Raw genomic sequence first — 21,872 nt, forward strand, 5'->3', positions numbered from 1 at the left:
AGAATCTTATCGTACTGGTTCCCCTGCCCACGGTTTGGATTATTATCGGGCATAAACAAAGATAAGGGTATGTGCGGAGTCTCAGGTTGTTGGATAGATGATCTTCGTCATGTTTTTCGTTATAAGTTATCAAAGAAGAAGCGCTTCCAAACAATTTCATACAAAACGCTATTTCACAAAATAAATGAACCGGTTATTACAGTTGCTTTTATTCGCCTCTTGCCTATTGCAGATCAGTTGCTCAGAAAATAAAAAGAAAACAAGCCAACCTGGGATGAGCAATTCTTCAACATCCGTTAAGGAAGAAAAAAATCACAAGAGAATCAATAACAACCTCGACAACTACACCATTGGCCGCGCATGCGAAGACAGGGAAACGTTTCGTATTGCAAAGAAGCCTGTTTATGCGATTAGCTATTATAGAGCCGAAAGCGGAGAAAACAATCCGAAGCAGGTTAAGAAAATGGGTGGCAAAGATTTTTATCTGCAATCTTATACAGAATATCTGCAGGACGGGCGCAAGCGCTATAAAGAATACATCTACGACCATACACGCCGCATTGAAAATTACCATTATGATGAGAAATTTGATAATCTGCTCCTGCTGCACCGGGTGGAACCGAACGCTGAAAACGAGAGAAACTATTACAATATCTTAAATTACTATCCGGACAAATTGCTGAAAGAGGAAATTGAATATAGAACTTATAAGGGCAATGATTTTGACGTTCAGGGGTTCACCGGCTATAAAGCTGAGAAGAATAAAAGCTCCCTCACCATACGCATAAACGATATTGGCTACGACAGCATACCTGCACCACAGGAAATCTACACTTTCACAGGCGATGCACTCATTAAGGAAAAGCCCCTTTATCAGTCGAAGAAGCAATATTTCGAATGGATGGTTTCGCGTTATGTGCCGGTTAAAACAGAGGACTATGTTGTCAAAGGCCGCAATATTGCGTTCACTTACGATACAAAGGGATTCATAACTTCTGAAACATGGATGGAGGACGGGCAGCCGGTATACACAAAAGAATTTGAATATAATGCCGGTCATACGGAGTGCATTGAGCAGCAATACGGGCAACAGGGTAAGGAGAAGTCAACCAAATACATCAGGAAATACAATAAACAGGGCGACCTGTTTTTTGAGCAGACTGTGGAGTACAACGGGAACAAGCTCGCTCCTATTGTGACAGAATATGTGTATGATCAGTATGACAACTGGACCGAACGAAAAAAATACAGGTTAAGTGCGGAGGAGGATGGCGATAAGATACCGGTACAGCATGAGATACGCGAAATCACGTATTTCGAAAACGACTCGAAAGTCCGTGAATTGCCGTTTCCAAAGCTTTCCGGCAAAGTGCAGCGCGTAGCTGCCACCTTGCCAAAATCGGCGGGTAAAAAACAAAAGTCTATAAATGCATTTGACCAGGCAGTGGAGAAAGGGAAATATGATACCAAAATCACCAAAACCGGGGCAAAGGACATAAAGGACTTCACACCAAAGTTTTGGAAACTGAAAGCCACCGCCTTCGGTGATCTGGACAAACTACCCGGCGACGAAGCGGTGGCCGTATATGAAACTCCCATTCCCGCCGATGTAGGGTTTGAACAAGTGCTGGCAATCTTTAAGAAAAAGCATGACAAATGGATGCTTTGGCATCAGTCTGCCGGGCCGCTATTGGACACCCAGGGCGGTGGCACTATGGGCAATCCTTTTGAGGGTATTGCCATAGCCAATAGGGCCATTGTCGTCAACCACTTTGGGGGCAGCCGTGAAAAATGGAGTTATAAGCATATATACCGTTTTCAAAATAATGATTGGTATCTGATTGGTGCCAGCGTACACTTTGGGGCGCCCTGTGATTATTTCGTAGATTTTGATTATAACCTTTCTACAGGGGATGTGGTTGCAGAATATCAACAGGAGATCTGTAACGATGAGGGAAAAGGCTCAGAGAAACATTGGAAAGAGCGTTTTAAACAAAAAACCATATTGCCGAAAATGGACGAATTTATCCCGGGTAATAACAAGGTTGATGTTCCTGATTTAGACTATGAAGTTTATTATTAAAGCAGCCGCAGGATAAGTTTGATAGATTGCAACGAATAGGGGTTCACCTCAAAGGGTTAAACACATCTTAGCCCAGCAATTGTATAAAGGGCATAATAAGCGCCTGCAAATTGCAGTATTGAATCTTTGAAATCCATAACGGATTGGTTTTTTGGATTGGTTGAGCGTTTATTGCTAATTTTCTTACTGCGTTACGCAATAAAGTTTCAGGAAAGTTACATGCTGATATTTTGATAAAAAATGACCGATAGGCAGCGGTTTGAGGATTTTTCAACATATCTATGCCCACAAATAATAAAGATTTTTCAGGTATATCATTCATTTATGATATACCTGAAAATACCATCAGGGATACTTCATTTAATCAATTCTGTTAGTTTTTCCATCAGCGCCTTTCCGTGCAGGTCGGTTGCTACAATAGTGCCGTCTTCGGCTACCAATAAGTTTTGCGGAATGGCGGTAACGTTATAAAGAGCAGCTATCGGATCATTCCAGCGTTTTAATGATGAAACGTGGTTCCATGGCATACCATCTTTGGCAATTGCTGCCTTCCAGCTAGCCTTGTTGTTGTCAAGAGACACACTGAGGATACCAAAGCCTTTATCTTTAAACGCGTTGTATGCAGCTACTACATTTGGATTTTCGGCGCGGCAAGGCACACACCAGCTCGCCCAGAAATCAATCAAAAGATATTTGTGCTTTTTCAGTACCTCTGTAACCGAAAGCATCTGACCATCAGGCGTGGCTGCTGTAAACGGCTTTATTTTTGCACCGATGCTTTTACTGGTTGCAGAATTGAGTCTTTTATACAATAATTGGCCTTTTTCACTCGTCCTGATTCTTTCGCTTAAGTTGTTATAATATGTTATCTGTGCCGGGTAATCTACCCGCCCGCGGGTTAACTGATCCAAAAGAAAGAGCGATAACTCCTGATCGGGATGAGCAGAAATGTATTCTTTGTAAACCTGATCACTTGCCGTTCCGGATCTGCCGGCAGCACTGATCTTTTCTTCCAGCCTGTCATAAGCAAGTGTAGCAGAACTACCTTTAACAATGGTTATGTTCAAAGAATCATCTACCCGAAGTTCTGTTTCCGGAAAATCGATATAAAGGCTCTTGGAACCTTTACCCGGCACATCGCCAATTTTCATTAATACTATTCCGGCTTCATCCAATGTGCCGGTGGCAGAAAACGCACCGAACTGAATGTTGCTCACAACGGGCTTCTTTCCAAATATGACTAACGTTGGCTGCCCATTCAGGCCGGCTGCTGTTTTAGCTTTGATGGTAACGGATAGTTGTGCTTTCACAGCCATGTTTAAAAACATGGCTGTGAAAAGTGTAAAAATATATTTGGTCATCTATTTCAGATTGGGATTAACGTTTGTGTCATTAAATGGAATAGGGAACCATTTTGCAGCGGGTGTCCAGTTGGGTTTCCCGGCAAGAACAACGTCGGCTGTTCCCCAGCGTTTCAGATCTAGCCAGCGGTGCCCCAACTCAGAAAACAGCTCTTTGAAACGTTCGTCGGCCAGCGCTGTATCGAAAGCCGCTTTGCTCATATTTACATCTAAAGAAGTGAGCAAGCCCGCACGTTTTCTGGTCTTTTCAAGATCGGCTACCCCATTGGGGATGTCACCCGAAGCAGCACGGGCTTCCGCGCGGATCAGGTACATTTCTCCAAGCCTCAAAAATGCCAGCGATTCTGTCCTTGTAGTTCCGGAACCTGTGCCTAATTTATACTTGTTCGGATAGACAAAGCCATTTTGGCTGCGTGTCCAGTTAGGTAAGCGCTGATCATCTGCGGTAAAGGTATTGCTAAGTTTGTCTGTTAATTTATAAGCCGGATTGGCTGTAGCACTGGCTGGCTGAAACGCATAGCCATCCCAGCTGTACAAATTAGTGCCGGGTGATAATAAAGTAAGAATAACTTCCTTACTGTTAATCAAAAACACGTTATTGAGGGTCGGATTCAGATCATACAGCAAGTTGTTACTGGCGTCCCGGGCCTCGATAACCCTTGTAGCTGCAGCAGCAGCGGCCTCCCAGTTTTTACTATACAAATACACCCGGGCAAGCATGGCTGCGGCTGCATAACGGTTTGCACGTATGCGGGTGGTGTTCGGATAATTGAGTGGAAGATTTGCTTCTGCAAACGTCAGGTCGCCAATTACCTGATCGTACACCTGGCTTTGAGGTGATTTGCCTATGCTGGCATTAACAGTATAATCGGTAGTTAACGGCAGCGGTATATCGCCAAACATGTTGGTCAGGTAAAAAAAACAAACCGCACGGATAAATCTCGCCTCGGCTAAGGCCCTTGTCTTGGCACCGGCACTCATGCCGGGCGAGTTCGGTACGTTTTCGGTTACCTGGTTGGTCGTGTATATGATATTATATAAACCGCCCCATAAACCGTCTGATAATGTAGCACCGGCCGGGTTTACCTGGTTAATATAAAAGTCATTATAAGCGTTAGTTGCAGCATTAACCGCCAGTTCGTCAGCGCTTAAACCTAAAGAAACCGATACCGCACCACCGAAGGCAAAGCCGGTGGTTTTCACCATGGTTACATAAAGACCACGGATCACAGAGGCTGTCTTGTCATCTGTTGCAAAAGCATCAGCTCCGGTTACAGAACCAACGGGACCGCCGACATCCACGAATTTTTTACAGCCCGTGCACAAACAAAGCGCTACAAACAACATGATCAGGATCTTAAAAGATCCATTATATATTTTCTTCATTATTTCTCCTTATAAAGTGAATTGTAAGCCGCCAGCTATTGTCCTTAGCGGGGCCATGATTGTATAATTCTGAATTTCGGGATCGCTTACTTTATAACCGGTAATGGTAATCAGGTTTTGCCCCTGGATATAAAACCGTCCTGACCGCATGCCCAAATGTCTTATCCACTCCGATGGCAACTCATAGGTCAAACTTGCATTCTTTAACCTCAGGAAGGATGCATCAGTGAATTTTGCACTTGAGAACATCATGGCAAAAAAACCTGAGGTGCCTATAATAGAGCCCGAAGACGTAGTGAATTTTTGGACATCAGTAATTTGATCTTCAGTTTGCCAGCGGTCGAGCGCTTCAACCGGCACGTTATAAGCAGTTCCCGGTGAATTGAACAGGTTGTTGGTTCGCCAATGCACCCCCAACTGTTTGGTGAATTGCAGGAAGAAACTTAGCGTAAAACCCTTATAAGAAAAGGAGTTGTTCATTCCGCCGTAATATTTAGGGTCTGTATTTTGCAGCGGCTGAAAATCCGCGCTTGTACCAGCCCCGTTATTGTCTGCATCCTGAATGGTATACAAACCTGTTTTAGGATCAACCCCTGTAAATTGATACCCAATAAGCTGATTGAGAGACTTTCCTATCGTATAGGTACTTGCATAGGTAGAGGTTTCGAGGTTGGGGTAGGCCAGCAACTTGTTTTGTGGTACGGCAATGTTGAAATCTGTTGACCATTTGAAGATTTCTCCATTGAAATTTTTGGTTGATAATGCTATCTCTATACCCCGGTTTTCTACTCTGACGCCATTTAAGTTGGAGGTGATTGTTTTAAAGCCAGCAACAGATGGCAAAGGATATTGCACTAAAGGATCTGAAGATATATTGCGGTATAATGCTGTTGTTAAGACAAAACGGTCTTTCAGCAATCCGAGCTCAATGGCCACTTCGGCTTTTTGATTTGCTTCCCAATGCAGGGCCGGATTATATAAGCGGGTTGGCGCTAATGTAGTTGAATCGGCATAGGTTGCTCCGGGCGACCATGAATCATAGAAATAATAGTCCTGGATCTGGTCGTTACCTGTTTTACCATAACTACCGCGAAGTTTTCCGTAACTGATAATTTTACTATCCTTCAAAAAGTTCTCGTTAGAGAACAGCCACGCTGCACCTACTGCACCAAAATTGGAGAAACGTTGATTAGAAGCGAACCTGCTGGAACCATCGCGGCGGCCAGTGAGGTTCACAATATACTTGTCGCCCCAGTTATAGTTGATACGGCCAAAAAATGCCTGGTAATTATAATCTACAAAGGTGTTTGTACCATTTACAACGCCTGCCCCTGCTAAGGTTCCCAACAGATCATCGTTACTGTAATTTCTACCCGTAGTCAGGATGGTGGTATTGTTACGCTTGTTGTAAGTAGCGCCTCCCAGTACATCTAAAGTGCCCTTTCCAATCGATGCACTATACTCAATTTGGGGCTCGGCAATCCAGTTTTTAAAATTACCGGTACCAAATGAAGATTGCCCGTTGAGGCCAAACGTTGAAGGGTTTTGAGCCGACATTGGTGTGATACGCCTGTCATTGTTTATGGTGGTGTTATAACCGAAGCTGCTGCGTAAAGTTAAGTGATCAAGCAACTTATAGTTCAACAACAGGTTTGCATTGAGGTTAGACATTGAGGTTAGACATTGAGGAACGGTACTCTTGCTTAAACTGTGCCAGCGGGTTGTCCCGGCCATCACTGAAACCACCTTCATTCCAGGCCAATTGTCCTTTTTCATCATAGATGCGAAAGTTTGGAGGCAGCAGGATACCATTGGTTAAATCCGCTGAAGGTAATGTACTTGCACCAACAGAATAAATTCCTGAAAAGTCCATTGTAAACCTGCCGTTTTCAGATTGACTATGGTTGTTAAAATTAGCAGAAGCGCGATCAGCGTAACTGTCGCCAGGATAGACGGTACCTTCGCGATGGTAGGCACCGCCTACGCGGTAAGTTGAGGTTTTACCACCTCCGGTTACATTGACCTGTGCATCCATAGTATGAGCTGTTTTGCCTATTAGTTCTTCGGCAAAGTTGGTATACCTGTTGTTGTCCCACAACAACAGATCATACGCGTTCGCATTTGTCCTGGTTAGTTTATCGTTGGCAAAAGCTTCATTCCGCATCATTAAATATTGTTCAGTATTCAACATTTTTGGAATTTTACTAACAACGCTTGCTCCGGTAGATACATTTGCATTGACGACCACAGGACCGGCTTTACCCTTTTTTGTTGTAATTAATATTACACCGTTTGCACCACGTGAGCCATATATTGAAGTGGCATCAGCGTCTTTAAGCACACTAATGCTTTCGATATCTGCGGTGTTTATCCCCGCGAAAGCACCTAAACCCGCACCAATTGCAGAACCAAAAGGACCACTGGATACGCTTACACGATCATTTCCGGCCGCCATTGGAACACCGTCAATGATGAATAAAGGCTGATCATTAGTTAGCAGACGATCAAAGTTGGCACGGCCGCGGACTTGTACATTGACTCTTGCACCTGGCACGCCGGTGGTTTGACTGACAACCACTCCGGGGATTCGGCCCATTAAGGCTTGCAGTGGGTTTTGTACTGGCTGTTTTGCTAATTCTTCTGAAGTGACCCGTCCGATACTTGAGGTTGAAAGCCGTTGTGAACCTTCGCGGTAAGCCTCAATAGCTACTTCATCAAGTTTGGACGCATCTTCCTTAAGAACAATATTTACGTTTGGGCTGATCTCTTTTACTGATACCTCGCGGGAACGAAAACCGATAAAGGATACTTCAAGTATCGCTGCTTCATCAAGCTTGGCAAGATAGAACTCACCTTTATCATTTGTGTTCGTGCTTCTGTTTGTACCCTTTACCCGTATTGTAGCACCGATAAGCGGAACTCCTTTCTCATCAACAACTGTCGCCCTTATATCAGAGTCACTAAAGGCCCTGATAATACGGTCAATAACTGTTACCTTTTCTTCCCTGATCACGATCGTACGGTCGGTAATGGTATATTCCAGCCCGGTACCTGCTAATGTTTGGTCAAGTGCATCGGTAAGCTTCGTGTTATTAAAATGTACAGAAACCTGTCCTACTTTTTTTAACTGCTGAGAATCCCAAACTACCCGGAAGCCTGTCTGTTTTTTAATCTCAGAGAAGAGTTGCGGCAGGCTGATCTTATTCTTTTTCAAATTAATTTGCTGTGCAAGTCCTGCGGCACTAACATTCACCAATGAAGCAATTAAGAGCACAGTTGTCAGCTTCATGATGAATAACATTTTAGTGATATAGCCATTGGAAATACCTTTTTTAGTAAAGGTTATATACATTTTGTCATTGTTAGGAACAAACTCAGCCCCCCTCGTCTGTTATTTTTTACAGGCAAGCGCAATCAATAGCTTTTTTAGCTAAGTTTGTTCAGGTTAATGGATAATACGATTGTCGAAATTTTACCTTTAGCCATTCTGACCGGGAGTGTTAGCGCACTTCCGGTTCATTTTTTTCGGCGGGCGGTGGATATGTATCTTTATCTGCTCACTGTTACACGCCTCCCTTCAATTTTAAATGTCACACTTCCGGTTAATTCCAGTTTTTCAAGAACGGCAGCAATATTTTCAAAGCGCGAAACAGAACCACCAAAACGCCTGCTTTTGTCAACATCCCGGTAAACCACCTCCAGATCATACCATCTGGCTATTTTGCGCATAATTTCTTCTAAGGGCTGATCATTAAACTGGAATTCCCCATCAACCCAATCTATTGAAGCCCTGGGGTCAATATCTCTTACATCCAGTACTTCGCCGGTAAGTTCGGCCTGTTGCCCTGGTTTAATTGTTACTTGCGTGCCATTACTTTCTACCTTCACCTTTCCTTCAAGCAAAGTAGTTCTGGCGGAATGCTCATCACCATAACTGTTTATGTTGAATTTAGTGCCCAGAACTTCAACTGTTTGCCCGGCACTAACCACTATGAAAGGATGTTTTTGATCCTCCATTACTTCAAAATACCCCTCGCCGCTTAATTCTACTTTTCGTTCTTTACCGGAAAATGCTGTAGGAAATTTTAATGAAGATGCCGCATTTAACCAGACATGAGTACCATCTGCCAGGATCAGATCGTACTGTTCTTTTCTTTTCGTCGTAAGCGTATTGAACATTATTTCACTGGCACTTCCCGAATAGCTAAGCTGCCCGCTTGCCGTTTTTGACACAACCATCCCTCCCTGAACTGCCACTTGACCGGCGGGTTTATTATTAAGCCCGATTTGCTGACCGTTACCGAGCACTAAAGTGGCACTTTGTGAGCCTGGAGTGATGTTCTGAGCAACCGAATCAGGTTTGACACTTTGCCGGAAATAAAGGAATGTCAATAAAGAAAGGATTAGTAAGACAGAGCCGGCGATAGCCAGCCTGGGCCAGATACGGATCGTCTTCTTTGATGTTTTGGAGAGCACACCAGGCCACACCTGGTCTTTAAGCGTTTCAAGTTCGGCATCTGTAAGCCCGCTTGATTCATCTAACCGGTATTGTAACAGCCAGGCTTCCAGCACCTGCTTTTCTTCGGGCGTAACAGTTCCGTTTCTTAATTTCGTTAGCAGTTCCTGGGCTAAATCCGGATCCATATAGTTAAAGTTTTTTCTCCCTTTGTATACGTGAGACGATTTGCAAAGCCTTAGTGGGTACAATGAGGTAATAAAAGTTTAATAAAACCTTAACATCCCCAATTAATACATTATCAGGTATAACAGATATACAAAAAGGCCTAATCTGGTGCGCAGTTGTTTGCGCGCTCTTTTCATATGCGTTTCTACCGTTTGTTCAGAAAGATCGAGTTTTTCGGCTATCTCGCGGTTAGATAAATGTTGTTTTCTGCGTAGTTCAAATATCTCCCTGGTTCTGGGAGGAAGCGCTGAAATTTCACGTTCTATTATTGCTGCAAAATTATAGGACCGGGCAAGATGGTCTGTCCCCTCCCAGCCAATGCTAACAAATTCCTTCAAACTTTCGAGATGCTTTGTCTTAACCTGCTCATGCTTTAACTGGTCAAGCATGCGGTTTAGTGCAGCGCGGTATAGATACGCGCTCAGGCTTACTTTCAGTTCAAACGTTTGCCGGTAATTCCAAAGGGCTACGAAAACGTCTTGCACAATATCTTTTGCAGCTGCGATATCATGCAGTCTCTTAACGGTAAAATTGATGACAAGGCTGGCATAACGTTCATAGATTTCTGTAAACGCAGCGTGGTCTCCTGCCTTAAGCAAGGCAGCCAACTCAACGTCAGAAAGCGTTTGGTATTCAGCCATAAAAAGGGGAATTGTAGCCTAAAATAAATAATTTCCCCCATTATTGAAAATCAGGTCATCCACCATTAATTTATCCTTTATTTTCAATTTCATCAAAATAGGTCATCACTTTTTTGTCTGTGTCGATTTGTAAAATTACCTTGTCGTCAAAAAGCTCTGCCCTTAATTGTCTGTATAACGATATTCCATTTCTCAAGCTGTCTAATAATGATTGTCTCTCATAAGTTGGAATAGTGAGCTTTAATTTCTCGAAATCTGCGGATTGTAAATCTTTTTCTACTTTCCTGACACCGCGAGGTAAATTGTTATTTTTAATATGGAGCAATGGCCCTAAAACGACCGTCCGTAGAAATCCCGTGAAGTCATATGCTTCCAAATATTCCCCACGTCCTATTTTTAACAATGCGTAATGAATCCAGGTCCAAAAACGATCTTCAATCCATTGATAGTCCGGGTATGGGTACTTTGCATCTGAATGGTGAATTGCCCTTTCAAGCTGTCTGTCTTTGTCGATAAGTAGAGTTGGGTTTTCAATACGGACTTGAAATTCCTCAAGTGTTAAAAATTTTATATCTACATGTAAAAGTGGATTGTCATAAAGGCAAATTAATAACCTTGGTTCACCAACATGCTCGCCTGTAAACCCTGACAAAAAATCTCCTAATCTTTTTGCGTAGTCAAGCATCAGATTTCTGTCTTTGGAAATTTTTTGTTTAGTTACCAGGATCAGGTCAAGATCTGAAAATTCATCTATTTCATTGGTCAACCATGAACCGGCAACTGCCAGGCCAATAACGTTATCGTCTGGCTCTAAGACTTCCTTAGCCTTGTATGCAAATGCTTGCTGTGTCATATTGTTAATATCTCTAATGTTATTGTTCTTTCCGGCGTTACGCAATAAAGTTTCAGGAAAGTTACAACATCTGATCGTTCTTAGCTTAACTTCGTCGCTTGATATCAAAGTAGCATTGATCACACACTATCTTCAGATCAGTAAACGCTTTGAAGTTCTCAGTCCAGGCCCTCTCTCGCTCCCAGGCTTTTTCGCACTTATCGCACCAGGCTTGATAATCATTTTCGGGCTCAATCAATGGGTTTGAATCGAAGACTTCGTGAAAACCAAGGTTCGAACCTTCCAGCAGATGCTGACAAACGAAAGCTATTCGACCTGTTCCGTGCGATTCACACCCGACATACTTGTCCTTCAATTCGTCATACTGTTCTTGCGTCAATTCATTGGTAAATATAAAATATATGAAGAGATGTTCCTGCTGTATACGATAAGCGCCAATTGCATTTAGAAGTTTGGCTGTTATTGCCGTAAACTCCCAACCAGTATACTCATCACCATTTTCAACAAGTCCCCGGGACAACTCGTTAAAATTATTCTCTTCGCCGTATGCCTTTACTTTTTCAAGCCCTTTAGCAACCTGTTTTGGCGTCGATTTGTTGTCCCATGACCACATCCAGGTATTTCGCTTAGTAGAGAACGAACCTACATCAATGTATTTGAAGTAAAGATCTCTGCCATTATCTGATTTGAAATGAAACGCGCCAATGTCATGGTCGTAAAACCAATGTTCATAGCTATTGATTTGGTAAAGCTTCATGAACTCCTCCTGAAGAACGGAGAGTTCCATCACACATCCATTCTTAAAATTCGCGTAATCCTGATACATCTTTATCACAAATGTAGTCAGCGGTAATAGTCACGACAGCAACTTACTGCTTTTACAACGCCTAATCGCTTATTGAAATTGAAAAAAATTCATGTAAAGCTATTTCTGTACAACATATGTATCTTAGGGTACTGCTTTTCGTTAATATCTACCGGATATCTGTTCCTCCGATTGTGTTGGGGAAAGGGAAACCGCTGTTTGAAGACCTCAAAAACCATTTGAACTTAAAGCTGATCAAAAAGAATGTATTCAAGTCTGGTGTCGCGCAACTAATTTATGAGTCCGAACGAACGATCGAGTAGTTAACCTGTATCAGGTTTACAATTTCGGAATCAAGTTCCGAAATTGTAAACCTGCATTATGGTTATAAGGGAAACAACCGGGGAGGCTGGAACAACTGAATGGTATAATCCAAAAGCTTTGTCCCACCGGTTTCGCCGTGACCGGGAATGACAATCTTTACATCCGGGTATTGTTGCTTTACCTTCTGCACAGTGGCTGACCAATCATGCACATTCGCGTCCCCGAGAAAACCTTTACCGGCACCCACTTCCTTGATCAGGCAACCGCCGAACATAATATTTTGGTCGGCGAAATACCCAACGACATTATCCCTGGTATGACCCTCGCCAAAAAATGTGGCCGAAACTTTTGTGGCACCTACTTTCAGTTCAATGGCTCTATCGAAGCCGTGTTGCGGCACTGGCATCTTATTTTCTTTGGCAAGTGCTATAGTCAGGTTGTTGGCGTACGATGCGATGCCTTTGTCGTGAAATTCCTTGAGCCCTCCCAGGCAGTCACCGTGAAAATGTGTAGGAATAACAGCAACAATTCTGCTTCTTAATTCCCGTTCTACCCAGTTGATCAGTTCAATCGAGGCTACACTGTCGGCTGGCGTATCGAAAACGACGGCCTCTTTTCCGCTGACCACGATCATCCCATTACACGGTACTTTACCAAAGTCGTTTGTCTGCAGGTAAGTGATATGTTGGTACACATCAGGTGCGATCCTGAGCACGGAAAGGGTTTCGGATTGATATATGGCTTTTTCTTCTTTCAGTTTCCGGGCAATGCTGCACCCCGAAAACAAAAGTCCTATAGATAATAGCGTGATTAATAATGCTTTCATGGTATTGTTTTTACAGTTATAAGGAAAGTTGCCAGGAAGGTAAAAATCCTGGCTAGACAATTTAAGGGTGTTGCGCTCTTTTTTCATGTTATCTTACCTCCCACTTGTTGTAATTCCATTACTTTACCTCTATATTTTATTGGTATTTCTGAATATAAAGGAGTTAACAACATAGCAGGCACCCAATTATTGACCCCATCAACTATGACTGTGTCATCCGATTTTAACAGAGTCGGATCACTGCACAACACCTTGTATGCAATCTCTTTATATTGATCTTCGGATAATTCTACCAAGCCGTCTTTTACATTTCTTTTCAGAAACTCGATTACTATTCTCAACCTAATGATGTTATCTCCATATATGGCGCCCGCCTCTAAGTGCTTAACCTTATCGAAATCAGATCTTATGCCTGACAAAATAGTATAATGCCCATCTTTCATGTAAAACCATTTACCATCTGCTTGACGATTTTCATTAGAACAATACCTTAAATGAGGTAACTGCTCTGCCGAAATAACTTCTTCTATTGATCCGAATTTAATACACTTTGCTTTTCCCCTTGTTAAGAATTTATCTGCAACGACACTACCAAATAATAGTTCTCTATTTTGCAAATCCTGAACTTCCTCAACTTCATTATCAAACGCAGCGTAGACACTTGTTAAATAAAAGTCAAGTGTCATAAAATCTATCAATGGAAAGGATTTACAGTAGACATATTCATAATTAATGTCTTCCAATGACGGAATTTCTTTAAAAGGAATACTTCCTACCGGAAGTTTATAGTATGAGCTAGTTACCTTTTTCATTAGTCAAATAAATCTTTCCAATTTGGTGCATTGCACAATCATAAAGTCTTTTACTGGAAACAATGCTCTGTAAGGCTACTCACTATTGTTTTGATGAGCAACCTCTCTCATCCTATTTGACTTTTGCTTCCAGTTGCTCGATCCTTCTATCCTGCTCAATGATGTGTAAAGTCAGCTCTTCGATCTTCTTAAGGAGCTTTACATTCATCTCACTCAAATTTATTCCTTCTTTTTCCATTTCCCCGGCAGATGCAACTTCAGGTAAATGTCTATTTTTCTTAATATAAGAATCCAGGTCCTTAAGCGACTGGAGTTTATAGCTGTCTTCAAAGACATAGTCCGCTCCAGCGTCTACTGATACCTTTACTTCCCGTGCATGAATGCTGCCGGCTACCGTAAGTTTCGCGGTAGGATTAACTGTTCCTATACCTAAATTTCCCTGGGAGGATAAACTCAGAAGATATTGGTTCTGCTTAGTCCCATAAATCCCCATATTCCCTTCGCCTATTGCTGTGTTTCCTGTACCTCCTACGTTAAATTGGAAACCATTTGACTGATTGTTTTCTAAACTTATACTAGACTGCCAAGTATTTGAACTTCTTACGAAGAGTCCCCATGTATCTGTATTCCCTGCGACAGTGAGCCTAGAGGTTGGGTTTGCTATACCGATTCCGACATTTCCGGCATCGGTAATTCTAAATCTTTCAGTTCCTGTAGAAATATTATGGGCACCTGACCGATACACTAAATCACCGCTTCCTCCTTGAAAGCCTAATATACCTCTTTCTGCAACACCACTTTCAGCCCAGTAAATATAACCCGCATACCCGCTATTCGGTCGTAAATGAAAAGCCTGATCGCTGTTTCCATTTACAGTTACTAGGCCATTAACCGTTAGTGGCCATATCGGAGATTGAGTCCCTATACCTACATTCCCCGTATTGGGAAAGGTGTTAGTCTGAGCGTAAATCAAATTAAAAAAAAGCACACCTAAAATGCTGAATAAGAATCTATTTTTCATACTTTACTATTGTGGTTTAATGGTTTTATCTTAAAAGGTTAAATAACCCAACAGAAACATCATGTATATTATGGTCAATACACTTTTTTTAAGGCTCTGTCCTTCATATCTCCCAATATCCCCCGGTTTTCGGAGCGCCACGATATTCAATCTTTTTCTCTTTTCGTAATGTTTCGAGCCATCTCTGAACAGATCTGGCTGGAACATTCATTTTATCCGCAAAAAAAGGCACTCTGTTACCGGGAAATTCTGCAATCAAATTTAACAGCTCGTTTACTACGCCATTTACTACGCCATTTACTACGCCATTTACTACGCCATCGGGTTCTTCTATAAATTCAGGATGAATATACAACGCCACCAAAAAATAGCTTCTTTCTTCATCTGTCTCAAATTCAGGTGCAGGAGAACCATTAATCGACAAAGACTTTCTGATGGTCGGTATCCCTGTAGCTTTTCCTTCAGTTAAATCCAGTTCTTTCAGAAAGTCACCTAAACGTCGGTTACGATAGCGGCGGGGTAGTATAACACCATGATTGAACGCCTCCGGTTTAATACTTCTGTCAGGGCCACCATAATTCAGGACGACAATCCTGTCGGGATATATCCTGATTTCTACAGGCTCCCGCGTCTGGTAGTCCCGGTGGTATAAAGCATTGGCTACTACCTCTTCAAGTGCTTCGTAAGGATAGTTCCAGTTTCGTACAGCTTCAGCCTGGCCTTTCACTTTCCTGATCTTTTCTTTCAGAACAGTGGCACGGAGGTATAAAAGCGTTTGACGGATTATTTGGGGCACAGGGCCGGTTATGGCTGGCGCTTCAAAAAACTCTGGGTCGTCTGCTCCTTTCGGAAAGTGCACAATCTCCACTCTTGTGCAAGGGAAAAACCGCTCCGGATTATCTGCAAAAAGCATTAATGCTACATTTTTGGGATATTCAAGTTCGGGAGGACCATACAAGAGTTCCATTTGCCTTAACACTTCCGATTTAGAGTGTGCTTCGGTCCACTCGAGTAAACGGCTGTTGGTTAGCCTCAAATGCTCTTTCAGCAGGGTAAAGGAAATATCATCGGCGCTGGCTTGGGTATTGGGCCGGTCATCGAAGGGTACCTTGTTCGACAGGTAAATCAGTTCCTCCCTTTGCTGCTTATTTGCTCTGACACTATTGCCCATCCAACGGATATAATAACCATATCTTTTAATCTTGGCACTTATATCATCGGGCACCTCGTAAGGGCGGTTCTGCCCGCCTGGGACCCAAATAACAATAATCTTTTTGCCATCAACATCTTCCACACTAACTCTGGAAAAATAGACCGGGTTTATCAGGTTATTAAACCCCACCATCTCCCTTTGAATATGATCAATAGTGTCTTCGTCTATGCCTGCTGGCGGCAAGACAGGCCTTCCTTCGGGAGCATCAATGCCTATAATAATATACCCACCGCCGATGTCGTCAAAGTCATTGGCGAAAGCGCAGATACTCCGGTAGATCGCCGCGGGATTCCATCCCCTTTTATATTCGATCCTGTCGCTTTCTACGGTTCTTCCGGAAATAAGGTCGCGTATATTGAAATGTAAGGGCATATCAGTTCACTCCTTTATTGTCTCTGAGATTCAAATCTTCAATTCCGATTACAGAGTATACAAATATACTTGAACACCTTCAGAACCGGCACCAAAACGAGAGATTATTTAAATATAGTCAACGGTAATAGTCGCAACAGCAACTTACTGCTTTTACAAGCCCATTAAAGAGATCACTCTATCCCCCATCCTTTTTCTCCATATGCATTTTCGCAAAATTTGACGGAGTGATTCCAAATTGTTTATAAAATACGCGGTTAAAATGGTTAGGAGAACTAAACCCCGTTAAATTAGAAATTTCATATATTCGATAAACCCCTTGAGCTAATAATTCGGCGGCTTTTTTCAACCTCGCAAGATTTGATTTTCCTTTTCATTTAAGAATTCCTGTGTGGTGTAAAAATGCCACAATTAAATTGAATGGCCGGGAATGGCAAAAAGCAGAGGGCGGAAAAATTGTCGAAATCAAGAGATTATGGTGCTCAGGAGATGTTGTTGAATTAACATTGCCCATGCACACATTTTTCAACAAATGGGCTGAAAATTCCAGATCAGTCGAACGCGGCCCTCTTGTTTACGTTCTTAAAATTGGAGAACAACATAAACTGGTGAAAAACCCGGGGTATCCCGAAAATTACGGCGGTGAAAGTTTCTATGAAGTCAGGCCGACAACACCCTGGAACTATGGCCTTATAGAATCTGATAAACAAGATCTGGACAAGCAATTTCAATTTCAGGCCGGCAGTCAGACCAGTTTATATCCCTGGAATTTGGAGAATGCACCAGTTAGTATAAAAACAAAAGGCCGCAGAATTCCATCATGGCAGATTTATAACGATATGGCGGGACCATTGCCTTTTAGTCCTACCTACAGGATTGAGGCAGATGCCAGAGAGGAAGAAATAACACTTATTCCCTATGGTTGTAGTACTTTGAGAATCGCTCAGTTTCCTGTTTTGCAGAAATAAGGTTCGCCTTTATAGTTATTTGATTGGAGAGCGCGGGAACGTTGAAGACATGAAGACATCTTACAAAAAGGGGCGCTTATAATTATCGACGAAACTTCTCAAAGAATAAGAATATTGCCTCTACACTAGTGCTAAACTGTTGCCGGTTCTAGTGGTCAATTTAAGATCGTTGCCAAAAATAGCGTTGATCCTGGCTTTGAGAAGATAAGAGTAGTCGTGCCAGATACAGCATTATCACAGATTCAGCTAAACCAAAAGCGGATTTGGATAAATTGGTTCTTTACGCATAGCCGATCTTTGTACTAACTAAAGAAAAAACAGATGCGTGTATTTGTAACAGGAGCCACAGGCTTCGTTGGTACTGCCGTTGTGCAGGAATTATTGGCCGCAGGTCATCAGGTACTAGGATTGGCGCGTTCAGAAGCATCAGCTCAAAAGCTGCTTCAGGCGGGAGCTGAAGTCCTTCGCGGAGATCTGGAGGATCTGGAAAGTTTGAGGGCTGGGGCTTCCCGGACGGATGGTGTTATTCATGCCGGATTTATTCATGACTTTACCCGTTTCAAGGAAGTTTGCGAGGTAGATAAAACGGCGATTGAGACAATGGGCCAGGTGCTGGCGGGATCGAATCGTCCATTAATCGTTACTTCGGGTACAGCTTTGGTAGCCCCGGGAAAGCTGGCTACAGAAGATATGATTTCTCCGGTGGACCCTGCCTGGCCCCGTGCTTCTGAACAGGCTGCGGCTGCCGCGGCAGCCTTGGGAGTAAACACAGCTATTATCCGGTTGTCTCCTTCCGTTCATGGTGAAGAAGACAAACATGGCTTTGTTCCCATATTAGTGAATATCGCACGGGAAAAAGGCTTTTCCGCGTGCATCGGTGAAGGACAGAACAGATGGAATGCCGTACACCGGTTAGATGCAGCACACCTTTACCGCTTAGCTTTAGAAAATGGTGAACCCGGCGCCCGTTACCATGCTGTTGCTGAAGAAGCGATTCCAGGTAAAGCAATTGCTGAAGCTATAGGTCAGGTAATGAATATCCCCGTAAGGTCAATTGCTCCTGAAGCGGCAGGTGAACATTTTGGCTGGTTCGCGCTCATGGCTGCGATAGATTGCCCCACATCCAGCACATGGACGCGTGAAAATCTTAACTGGCATCCCACTCATTCAACCTTGCTTACCGATATCGCAAATGGTGTTTACACTCAACAATAGGCCATGAAAACTATAGTCACCGGCTCATTAGGTGGCAGGACTCTGGAGAATTTCCATCGTGCCGGACCGACAATGGGGAAAAGAAAACTGGTAGATTTCGCCAAAGAATTTGCAGCAGTTTATTATAAAACTCAGTAACTTGAATGGATGAAAAATGAGATGCTTCGTTTCAGCACCATAACTGAGTACCACAGGGCCACTGGGCTGCCTAATCCGGCACACCCGCTGGTGAGCGTCATACACATGGACCAGTTGAAGCGGCCAGTAGCAGCCGGCTCGTTCAGTCTGATCTTCGATTTTTATTCTATATCGATGAAAAGGGTGAGAAATGCTAAATTTAAATATGGCCGGCAGGCTTGTGACTTTGATGAAGGCGTACTGTTCTTTATGTCTCCGGGCCAGGTTTTTAGCGTTGAAATTGAAAAAGATCCTTTAATATCAGATCATGAAGGCTGGATGATCCTGATCCATCCGGATTTATTATGGAACACTCCCCTCGCCAAAAACATTAAGCAGTACGAATTTTTTAGCTATTCGGTTTATGAGGCATTATACTTATCTGACAAGGAAGAAGCCATGCTGAGTGCCATTGCCGGGCAAATTGAACAGGAGTATAGTGCCGCTATCGACCGTTTTAGCCAAAATGTCATGATTGCCCAGATTGAACTGCTGCTGACTTATTCGGAGAGGTTTTATCAGCGTCAGTTTATTACCCGTAAGGTGGTGAGTCACGAGGTGCTTGCCCGCCTGGAGAGTTTTTTAACTGATTATTTTGACAGCGGTGCGCTTGCCCGGCAAGGCTTGCCCAGCGTTACCTTAATCGCCGATACATTAAATATCTCTCCCGGCTATCTGAGCAGCCTGCTTAAATCTCTGACAGGGCAGAGTACGCAGCAGCATTTGCATGATAAGCTGATAGAACTGGCAAAAGAGAAGCTTTCTACCACCAGCCTTTCCGTTAGCGAAATTGCTTATGAATTGGGATTTGAGCACCTTCAATCGTTTAGCAAACTTTTTAAGACCAAGACAAAACTGTCTCCTTTGGAGTTTCGTCATTCTTTCAATTAATACAACAGGCTTTAATAGCTGATTTTACAGTTATTAAAGCTCTTTCCTTCCTGGATACCGGGGTGCCTCTCTTCGCTTAGCCCTCCCCTTCTTTCCGCCCCCCGGATAGATTTTCACTTTGTTTGTAAGGATTGAAGGCTTTGACCGACCAAGCAGGAAACTTTAGAAGAAATGAGCTCATTAAAAAAATTAAGACCAATTTCTTTGGCGGCAGTTTTGCCCCTTATGCTTTGTGCCTGCAAAAAAGATAACCATGCAGATCCGGCTACTTCAGAACGTACGCTCACAATAGAAAATGTACTGAAGTCGCAGCCATTGGTAGAGTCGGGAACTTTTCAGGGGACGGGAACACCGCCGGTTATTTTGCCCGGACAGTCTACGACAATCACTTTTTCTGCGGCCAAAGGCCAGGCCCTCTCCTTTGCAACGATGTACGGTGCATCGAACGACTTATTTTTTGCGCCTGCTAATCCGGGCATACAAGTGTATAATAGTAACGGAACCCCTATTGAAGGTGATGTTTCGTCACAGGTAAAACTGTGGGACAATGGTACTCGTATAAATCAACAGCCTGGGCCGTCGGTCAACCACCCTGGGGTTGCTGAAAGCAAAACCATCACTGAGGTGAACGGTACGGATGCCCAGGGAAATACTTACCTGGAAGCTTCAAAACTGGTAAAAGCCAGTTTGAAATATAATGGAAATTCGACCTTCACCTTAACCCTTCAGAACATTTCCGGAGGTACGGCTAATGAAACACCACTTAGCCCGGGAGTTTGGAGCGTGTCTTATATCGCCGGAGGAAGCCTGCTATCGCCGAATCCGCTTTATATGGCTTCGCAACCAACCGCAAATGGCCTGATTAATCTTGCCGAAGCTGGTGATAACAGTGCGCTCTATACTTATATAAAATCCATCACAGGCATATTTACCCCGCTTTCGCCGGTATTGGTGGTCGTATATAACGGTATCGAAAATCCCATTTACAAAGCCGGACAACTGGATGCCGGCCACGGCTTGACTGCCCTTGCACAGAAAGGTAATGCCGATATCCTGGCTGCATATTTAAAAGAGCTTAAAGGTGTAAAGTCGGTATATGTGCTGCCAGCTCCGGCAAGTACCGTGCTGCTCCCGCAGATAGGAGGTCAGCACGGCGGCGTAGTTTCGCAACAGCTTACCGTAAGTTCGGGCGACCGGCTGGCAATCGCCACCATGTATGGTTTCTCAAACGATTGGTTCTTCGCTTCTTCAGATAACGGCGTAGATGCAACCATGCAGGGGGATATATCTAACAGTATAAAACTGTTCGACGACGGCACCGCCCTTGATCAGTTCCCGGGGGCTGGCATCACACAGTTCAACCTGGCTGGCACGCCATTAGCAGAAAGTAAAGCAATTACTGAGGTCCCGAATCCTAATGCTTTTACAACTCTTCCGGATATAACCGCAATAATCAAGGCGACATTGAAATAAAATTTCTATTATAGTGGTAAAGGATATCTGCCCGTAATGATATCCTTTACTTACAGCAGGTTCATAAATCTATTCAAAAAAGATATTCAACTTTATAGCACATGAAATGTACTCCAATTATTAAGAAACTGCTTGCATCATCCATGCTTGTTATGGGCGTTTTAATTCGTATCAATGCACAGGAAATAAAAGAGCCTTATAACCAGATGATGTCCTCTTATCCCCAAACAGCCAGCGACATCAGCCCCCTGCTGATCGGTGAAAAAATACCACAGATAATGATACCGGCGGCGGATGGTAAAATGTTTGACCTGAATGTACATATTGCAAAAAAGCCCACCATACTGCTATTCTACCGTGGCGGATGGTGTCCTTTCTGCAACAGGGAACTTTCCGGCATACAGGAAATTCAGGAAGACCTGGTAAAGATGGGCTATCAGATTATTGCGATCAGCACGGATAGTCCTGAAAACCTGAGCAAAACAATGGAGCGGAATAAATTGAGCTATACGTTACTTTCGGATGCTGACTTAAGTTTGTCGAAAAAGATCGGAATAGCTTTTAAAGCTCCCGCAGCCTATAGTAAAACCATTGAAGAAGGTTCGGGGGGAAAAAACAAGGACAAACTCCTTCCAGTACCTTCAGTGTTTATTCTTGACCAAACAGGCGTGATCCGGTTTGAATATATCAATCCCGACTTTAAACAGCGGATCAGCGCAGGACTTTTAAAAGCGGTCGCAGGGGAACTTAAAACGGAATAGAAAATG

22 protein-coding genes and 1 pseudogene are annotated in these 21,872 nt (G+C 43.2%); 9 read left to right on the forward strand and 14 right to left on the reverse strand.

All coding sequences use genetic code 11. From position 1 onward, the window contains the following. Window positions 1-252: hypothetical protein (locus DDR33_RS26745; RefSeq protein WP_238387852.1), on the forward strand; the 252-nt coding region annotated here is incomplete at its 5' end. Window positions 253-274: 22 nt separating this feature from the next. Further along, window positions 275-2,083 (forward strand): hypothetical protein, encoded by a 1,809-nt coding sequence (locus DDR33_RS17910; RefSeq protein ID WP_146198804.1) that lies wholly within the window; start codon window positions 275-277, stop codon window positions 2,081-2,083. Window positions 2,084-2,150: 67 nt separating this feature from the next. Here DDR33_RS17910 and DDR33_RS17915 read toward each other — a convergent pair whose 3' ends face one another. The 14 genes from DDR33_RS17915 to DDR33_RS17985 all read right to left on the reverse strand — a co-directional run bounded on the left by DDR33_RS17915 (window position 2,151) and on the right by DDR33_RS17985 (window position 16,730). After that, window positions 2,151-2,405 (reverse strand): hypothetical protein, encoded by a 255-nt coding sequence (locus DDR33_RS17915; protein ID WP_109417187.1) that lies wholly within the window; start codon window positions 2,403-2,405, stop codon window positions 2,151-2,153. A 34-nt stretch (window positions 2,406-2,439) separates the two neighbouring features. Further along, on the reverse strand, window positions 2,440-3,444 hold the full coding sequence (locus DDR33_RS17920; RefSeq protein ID WP_109417188.1) for a TlpA family protein disulfide reductase: 1,005 nt from the start codon (window positions 3,442-3,444) through the stop codon (window positions 2,440-2,442). Further along, on the reverse strand, window positions 3,445-4,830 hold the full coding sequence (locus tag DDR33_RS17925) for a RagB/SusD family nutrient uptake outer membrane protein (protein WP_109417189.1): 1,386 nt from the start codon (window positions 4,828-4,830) through the stop codon (window positions 3,445-3,447). It lies immediately after the preceding gene. Window positions 4,831-4,839: 9 nt separating this feature from the next. Then, the gene (locus DDR33_RS17930; RefSeq protein WP_158280795.1) at window positions 4,840-6,501 is read right to left on the reverse strand and encodes a SusC/RagA family TonB-linked outer membrane protein; all 1,662 of its coding nucleotides are present in this window, start codon (window positions 6,499-6,501) and stop codon (window positions 4,840-4,842) included. Further along, the gene (locus DDR33_RS17935) at window positions 6,494-8,119 is read right to left on the reverse strand and encodes a SusC/RagA family TonB-linked outer membrane protein (protein WP_158280796.1); all 1,626 of its coding nucleotides are present in this window, start codon (window positions 8,117-8,119) and stop codon (window positions 6,494-6,496) included. The genes DDR33_RS17930 and DDR33_RS17935 overlap by 8 nt, the downstream gene beginning before the upstream one ends. A 260-nt stretch (window positions 8,120-8,379) precedes the next feature. After that, on the reverse strand, window positions 8,380-9,474 hold the full coding sequence (locus tag DDR33_RS17940; RefSeq protein ID WP_109417192.1) for a FecR family protein: 1,095 nt from the start codon (window positions 9,472-9,474) through the stop codon (window positions 8,380-8,382). 102 nt (window positions 9,475-9,576) lie between these two features. Then, entirely contained in the window at window positions 9,577-10,155 is a 579-nt protein-coding gene (locus DDR33_RS17945; RefSeq protein ID WP_109417193.1) for an RNA polymerase sigma factor, read from the reverse strand. A gap of 70 nt (window positions 10,156-10,225) precedes the next feature. Next, complete coding sequence (locus DDR33_RS17950; protein WP_109417290.1) at window positions 10,226-11,008, reverse strand: hypothetical protein; 783 nt, start codon at window positions 11,006-11,008, stop codon at window positions 10,226-10,228. 85 nt (window positions 11,009-11,093) lie between these two features. Beyond that, window positions 11,094-11,795: a DUF6882 domain-containing protein gene (locus tag DDR33_RS26470; protein WP_202913781.1), complete on the reverse strand. Its 702-nt coding sequence runs from the start codon at window positions 11,793-11,795 to the stop codon at window positions 11,094-11,096. A 403-nt stretch (window positions 11,796-12,198) separates the two neighbouring features. Continuing rightward, a complete protein-coding gene (gene bla, locus DDR33_RS17965; protein ID WP_109417292.1) occupies window positions 12,199-12,963 on the reverse strand; it encodes a subclass B1 metallo-beta-lactamase in 765 nt (254 codons plus the stop codon). Window positions 12,964-13,046: 83 nt separating this feature from the next. Continuing rightward, on the reverse strand, window positions 13,047-13,775 hold the full coding sequence (locus DDR33_RS17970) for a hypothetical protein (RefSeq protein ID WP_109417195.1): 729 nt from the start codon (window positions 13,773-13,775) through the stop codon (window positions 13,047-13,049). Window positions 13,776-13,887: 112 nt separating this feature from the next. Next, entirely contained in the window at window positions 13,888-14,796 is a 909-nt protein-coding gene (locus tag DDR33_RS17975; RefSeq protein ID WP_109417196.1) for a hypothetical protein, read from the reverse strand. Between the two features lie 103 nt (window positions 14,797-14,899). After that, on the reverse strand, window positions 14,900-16,381 hold the full coding sequence (locus DDR33_RS17980; protein WP_109417197.1) for an RNA-binding domain-containing protein: 1,482 nt from the start codon (window positions 16,379-16,381) through the stop codon (window positions 14,900-14,902). 178 nt (window positions 16,382-16,559) lie between these two features. Beyond that, window positions 16,560-16,730, reverse strand: a complete 171-nt coding sequence (locus DDR33_RS17985) for a helix-turn-helix domain-containing protein (RefSeq protein WP_109417198.1) — start codon at window positions 16,728-16,730, stop codon at window positions 16,560-16,562. Window positions 16,731-16,755: 25 nt separating this feature from the next. Here DDR33_RS17985 and DDR33_RS26995 point away from each other — a divergent pair. The 7 genes and pseudogenes from DDR33_RS26995 to DDR33_RS18010 all read left to right on the forward strand — a co-directional run. Next, window positions 16,756-16,884 (forward strand): annotated as a pseudogene (locus DDR33_RS26995) (hypothetical protein); the annotation flags it as partial. A 9-nt stretch (window positions 16,885-16,893) separates the two neighbouring features. Then, window positions 16,894-17,349, forward strand: coding sequence for a hypothetical protein (locus tag DDR33_RS17990; protein WP_394341123.1), 456 nt, complete (start codon window positions 16,894-16,896; stop codon window positions 17,347-17,349). A gap of 321 nt (window positions 17,350-17,670) precedes the next feature. Next, the gene (locus tag DDR33_RS17995) at window positions 17,671-18,564 is read left to right on the forward strand and encodes an SDR family oxidoreductase (RefSeq protein ID WP_109417200.1); all 894 of its coding nucleotides are present in this window, start codon (window positions 17,671-17,673) and stop codon (window positions 18,562-18,564) included. A 3-nt stretch (window positions 18,565-18,567) separates the two neighbouring features. Beyond that, a complete protein-coding gene (locus tag DDR33_RS26890) occupies window positions 18,568-18,702 on the forward strand; it encodes a hypothetical protein (RefSeq protein WP_262509944.1) in 135 nt (44 codons plus the stop codon). A gap of 9 nt (window positions 18,703-18,711) precedes the next feature. Further along, window positions 18,712-19,632: a helix-turn-helix domain-containing protein gene (locus DDR33_RS18000; RefSeq protein WP_109417201.1), complete on the forward strand. Its 921-nt coding sequence runs from the start codon at window positions 18,712-18,714 to the stop codon at window positions 19,630-19,632. Window positions 19,633-19,803: 171 nt separating this feature from the next. Beyond that, window positions 19,804-21,105 (forward strand): spondin domain-containing protein, encoded by a 1,302-nt coding sequence (locus DDR33_RS18005; RefSeq protein WP_109417202.1) that lies wholly within the window; start codon window positions 19,804-19,806, stop codon window positions 21,103-21,105. Window positions 21,106-21,206: 101 nt separating this feature from the next. Beyond that, a complete protein-coding gene (locus tag DDR33_RS18010; RefSeq protein ID WP_109417203.1) occupies window positions 21,207-21,866 on the forward strand; it encodes a peroxiredoxin-like family protein in 660 nt (219 codons plus the stop codon). Window positions 21,867-21,872: the final 6 nt, after the last annotated feature.

This window comes from Pararcticibacter amylolyticus (assembly GCF_003130405.1).
Taxonomy (GTDB): Bacteria; Bacteroidota; Bacteroidia; order Sphingobacteriales; family Sphingobacteriaceae; genus Arcticibacter; species Arcticibacter amylolyticus.

What these genes read in the sequence shown, in the direction of transcription:
- DDR33_RS17910 (WP_146198804.1), top strand. Translation starts at nt 275, where the DNA reads ATGAGCAATTCTTCAACATCCGTTAAGGAAGAAAAAAATCACAAGAGA.
- DDR33_RS17915 (WP_109417187.1), bottom strand. Translation starts at nt 2,405, where the DNA reads ATGAATGATATACCTGAAAAATCTTTATTATTTGTGGGCATAGATATG.
- DDR33_RS17920 (WP_109417188.1), bottom strand. Translation starts at nt 3,444, where the DNA reads ATGACCAAATATATTTTTACACTTTTCACAGCCATGTTTTTAAACATG.
- DDR33_RS17925 (WP_109417189.1), bottom strand. Translation starts at nt 4,830, where the DNA reads ATGAAGAAAATATATAATGGATCTTTTAAGATCCTGATCATGTTGTTT.
- DDR33_RS17930 (WP_158280795.1), bottom strand. Translation starts at nt 6,501, where the DNA reads ATGTCTAACCTCAATGCAAACCTGTTGTTGAACTATAAGTTGCTTGAT.
- DDR33_RS17935 (WP_158280796.1), bottom strand. Translation starts at nt 8,119, where the DNA reads ATGAAGCTGACAACTGTGCTCTTAATTGCTTCATTGGTGAATGTTAGT.
- DDR33_RS17940 (WP_109417192.1), bottom strand. Translation starts at nt 9,474, where the DNA reads ATGGATCCGGATTTAGCCCAGGAACTGCTAACGAAATTAAGAAACGGA.
- DDR33_RS17945 (WP_109417193.1), bottom strand. Translation starts at nt 10,155, where the DNA reads ATGGCTGAATACCAAACGCTTTCTGACGTTGAGTTGGCTGCCTTGCTT.
- DDR33_RS17950 (WP_109417290.1), bottom strand. Translation starts at nt 11,008, where the DNA reads ATGACACAGCAAGCATTTGCATACAAGGCTAAGGAAGTCTTAGAGCCA.
- DDR33_RS26470 (WP_202913781.1), bottom strand. Translation starts at nt 11,795, where the DNA reads ATGGAACTCTCCGTTCTTCAGGAGGAGTTCATGAAGCTTTACCAAATC.
- bla (WP_109417292.1), bottom strand. Translation starts at nt 12,963, where the DNA reads ATGAAAGCATTATTAATCACGCTATTATCTATAGGACTTTTGTTTTCG.
- DDR33_RS17970 (WP_109417195.1), bottom strand. Translation starts at nt 13,775, where the DNA reads ATGAAAAAGGTAACTAGCTCATACTATAAACTTCCGGTAGGAAGTATT.
- DDR33_RS17975 (WP_109417196.1), bottom strand. Translation starts at nt 14,796, where the DNA reads ATGAAAAATAGATTCTTATTCAGCATTTTAGGTGTGCTTTTTTTTAAT.
- DDR33_RS17980 (WP_109417197.1), bottom strand. Translation starts at nt 16,381, where the DNA reads ATGCCCTTACATTTCAATATACGCGACCTTATTTCCGGAAGAACCGTA.
- DDR33_RS17990 (WP_394341123.1), top strand. Translation starts at nt 16,894, where the DNA reads ATGCACACATTTTTCAACAAATGGGCTGAAAATTCCAGATCAGTCGAA.
- DDR33_RS17995 (WP_109417200.1), top strand. Translation starts at nt 17,671, where the DNA reads ATGCGTGTATTTGTAACAGGAGCCACAGGCTTCGTTGGTACTGCCGTT.
- DDR33_RS26890 (WP_262509944.1), top strand. Translation starts at nt 18,568, where the DNA reads ATGAAAACTATAGTCACCGGCTCATTAGGTGGCAGGACTCTGGAGAAT.
- DDR33_RS18000 (WP_109417201.1), top strand. Translation starts at nt 18,712, where the DNA reads ATGAAAAATGAGATGCTTCGTTTCAGCACCATAACTGAGTACCACAGG.
- DDR33_RS18005 (WP_109417202.1), top strand. Translation starts at nt 19,804, where the DNA reads ATGAGCTCATTAAAAAAATTAAGACCAATTTCTTTGGCGGCAGTTTTG.
- DDR33_RS18010 (WP_109417203.1), top strand. Translation starts at nt 21,207, where the DNA reads ATGAAATGTACTCCAATTATTAAGAAACTGCTTGCATCATCCATGCTT.